Genomic DNA, 2410 nt, shown 5'->3' with positions numbered 1-2410 from the left:
TACGCTAAAAGCTCAGATTAATGAGCTTTTAGCAAATGGAGTTAAAATCATCCAATACAGAAATAAAAGTCAAATTCACAACATCAATATACTAAAAGATATAAGTAACATTTGCAAAAATAGTGGTGCTAAATTTATAATTAACGATGATGTACAACTAGCTAAAATAATAGATGCTAGTGGAGTACATATAGGCAAAGATGATGATAGCCTACAAAAAGCCAGAGATATTTTAGGCTACGATGCGTATATAGGTGTGAGCTGTTATAATGACTTAGAACGTGCTAAGGATGCAGTAAATAATGGGGCTGATTATGTAGCTTTTGGGGCTTTGTTTGCTAGTCCTACTAAACCAAATGCTCCTCTTTGCTCAATTAATACAATAAAAGAGGCAAAAGCAAGGCTAAATAGTAAAATCGCAGTAATAGGTGGGATAAATATCTCAAATTTAAATAGTGTAAAAGATCTTGAAATTGATTATATAGCCATTATTTCTGCACTCTATACCCCTGGGTCAATTACGCAAAATTTAACCAAATTAAACGCAATATTAAAGGGATAAAATGGATATCATCTCAGCTATAATCTTAGGTATAGTAGAGGGGCTTACTGAGTTTTTACCAGTTAGTTCTACTGGGCATATGATTCTTACTTCACACTTTTTAGGTCTTGAGCAAACTCAAGCGTTAAAATGCTTTGAGGTTGTGATTCAGCTTGGTAGTATATTGGCTGTTATATGGGCCTTTAAAGAGCGTTTAACAAGCGATATTAATCTATGGATTAAGCTTATTATCGGATTTATACCGACTGCTATCATAGGATTTTTAGCATATAAGCATATCAAAGAGCTATTTAACCCAAATACTGTGGCGTATATGTTAATAATTGGCGGTATTATATTTATAATAGTTGAATTATTCCAAAAACGCCCTAGCTATACTCCTACTACAAATCACTTACACAATCTTAGTTATAAACAAGCTTTCATTATAGGTCTTAGTCAATGTTTAGCTATGATTCCAGGTACTTCTAGAAGTGGTTCTACAATTATTACTGGATTACTTTGTGGTTTAAATCGTGAAGTGGCTGCTAGGTTTAGTTTTTTACTGGCTATTCCTACTATGCTTGCAGCTGCTACATATGATAGTTATAAAAATAGAGATATATTTATTACAAATTTGGATCAAATTTGGATATTTTTACTTGGTAGTGCAGTAGCTTTTATAGTAGCACTAGCTATTATAAAATTATTTTTACGTTTTGTAGCACACTTTAGCTATATTAGTTTTGGAGTGTATCGTATAATTTTAGGATTGGTATTTTTATTATTTACACCAACTATTATCTAAAGATTTAGCTAATTCTATACAGCTTTTTAAACTTTGAGAATTTGATATTATAGGAGTACAGTAACTAGCTAAAGTACTGGCTGTGGCCTTTCCTATAGCAACTGCTTGATAACTATCATTCCAACTAAAATTTTGAATAAAAGCACGTACATTCATAGGACTTGTAAAGATTATAGTTGAGTTTGGCTCTGGCTTTTTGATATCGTTTGGATATAATATTAAATTCTCATATCCATCTACTACTGTAATATCAATACCATTTTGACTAAAGTATATATCTAAATTTGAAACTGTCTCTTTGGCCTTGATAAATAGCACTTTTTTATCTCTTAAATTATTTAAAACCTCAGCCCCAAATTCACTTCCATGCGAATTTTTTGCTTCGTAAATTTGTGTAAATCCAAACTCCTTGCACGCCAAAGCAGTAGCCTTGCCAATAGCAAAAACCAAAATATCAGCCACGGCTATAGAGTTAAATTTAAGTGCATTTATAGAATTTTTACTAGTCACTATAATCGCATCAAATTTACTTAGATTAACATTAAAATTAAAAAATCTAATTTTACAAAGATTTAGCCACACTATATCATTATCGCTATATGGCGTATTTGAAACCAAATATATCATTTTTCCCACATATCAAATTTAATATCACTAGTATCAAAACCAACACTATTTGCTATTTTTAATAATTCTAAAATTTGCTCTTTTGGAATTACCTGACGAGATAATATCCATAGGTAATTTTTGTTTGGACTACCTACAATAGCTACATTATAACCTTTATCTATATAATATATCTCATAGTTTGGTTTATTAAATATATTCATAAATGGGCTAAATTTAACTGAAAGTGTGCGACCGCTTTTTACTCTTGCAGTGCCATTAGATACTGATAATTTTCCATTTTTAAAACAGCTATTTTCAACTTTAACTATAGGCATATCCCCTTCATACTCTAATTTATATTTAGCGTAAGATTTATTACAACCATTTTGAAAAAAAGCTGGTTTAGCTGCCATTTGCAGCCACTGCCCCATATATTTTTCTAAATTTATATC

Annotated in this window: 4 protein-coding genes; 2 read left to right on the top strand and 2 right to left on the bottom strand. The window is 30.8% G+C overall.

Annotated features, from left to right (window positions below):
* A partial coding sequence (gene thiE, locus J6V67_RS07265) for a thiamine phosphate synthase (RefSeq protein ID WP_291860838.1) occupies window positions 1-562 on the top strand: 562 nt, incomplete at its 5' end.
* Window position 563: 1 nt separating this feature from the next.
* Window positions 564-1349: an undecaprenyl-diphosphate phosphatase gene (locus tag J6V67_RS07260; protein ID WP_291860836.1), complete on the top strand. Its 786-nt coding sequence runs from the start codon at window positions 564-566 to the stop codon at window positions 1347-1349.
* Here the strand turns inward: J6V67_RS07260 and J6V67_RS07255 are convergent.
* A complete protein-coding gene (locus tag J6V67_RS07255) occupies window positions 1326-1976 on the bottom strand; it encodes a uroporphyrinogen-III synthase (RefSeq protein ID WP_291860835.1) in 651 nt (216 codons plus the stop codon). The two genes, J6V67_RS07260 and J6V67_RS07255, sit on opposite strands and share 24 nt — an antisense overlap.
* Window positions 1973-2410, bottom strand: a 438-nt coding sequence (locus J6V67_RS07250) for a lipocalin family protein (RefSeq protein ID WP_291860834.1), incomplete at its 5' end; no start/stop codon positions are given. The genes J6V67_RS07255 and J6V67_RS07250, both read right to left, overlap by 4 nt.

The sequence above is a fragment of the Campylobacter sp. genome (genome assembly GCF_017646085.1).
Classification (GTDB): domain Bacteria; phylum Campylobacterota; class Campylobacteria; order Campylobacterales; family Campylobacteraceae; genus Campylobacter.
Note: the sequence above shows the minus strand (reverse complement) of the source record. Positions and strands in the feature narration are given on the sequence as shown.

What these genes read in the sequence shown, in the direction of transcription:
- J6V67_RS07255 (WP_291860835.1), bottom strand. Translation starts at nt 1,976, where the DNA reads ATGATATATTTGGTTTCAAATACGCCATATAGCGATAATGATATAGTG.
- J6V67_RS07260 (WP_291860836.1), top strand. Translation starts at nt 564, where the DNA reads ATGGATATCATCTCAGCTATAATCTTAGGTATAGTAGAGGGGCTTACT.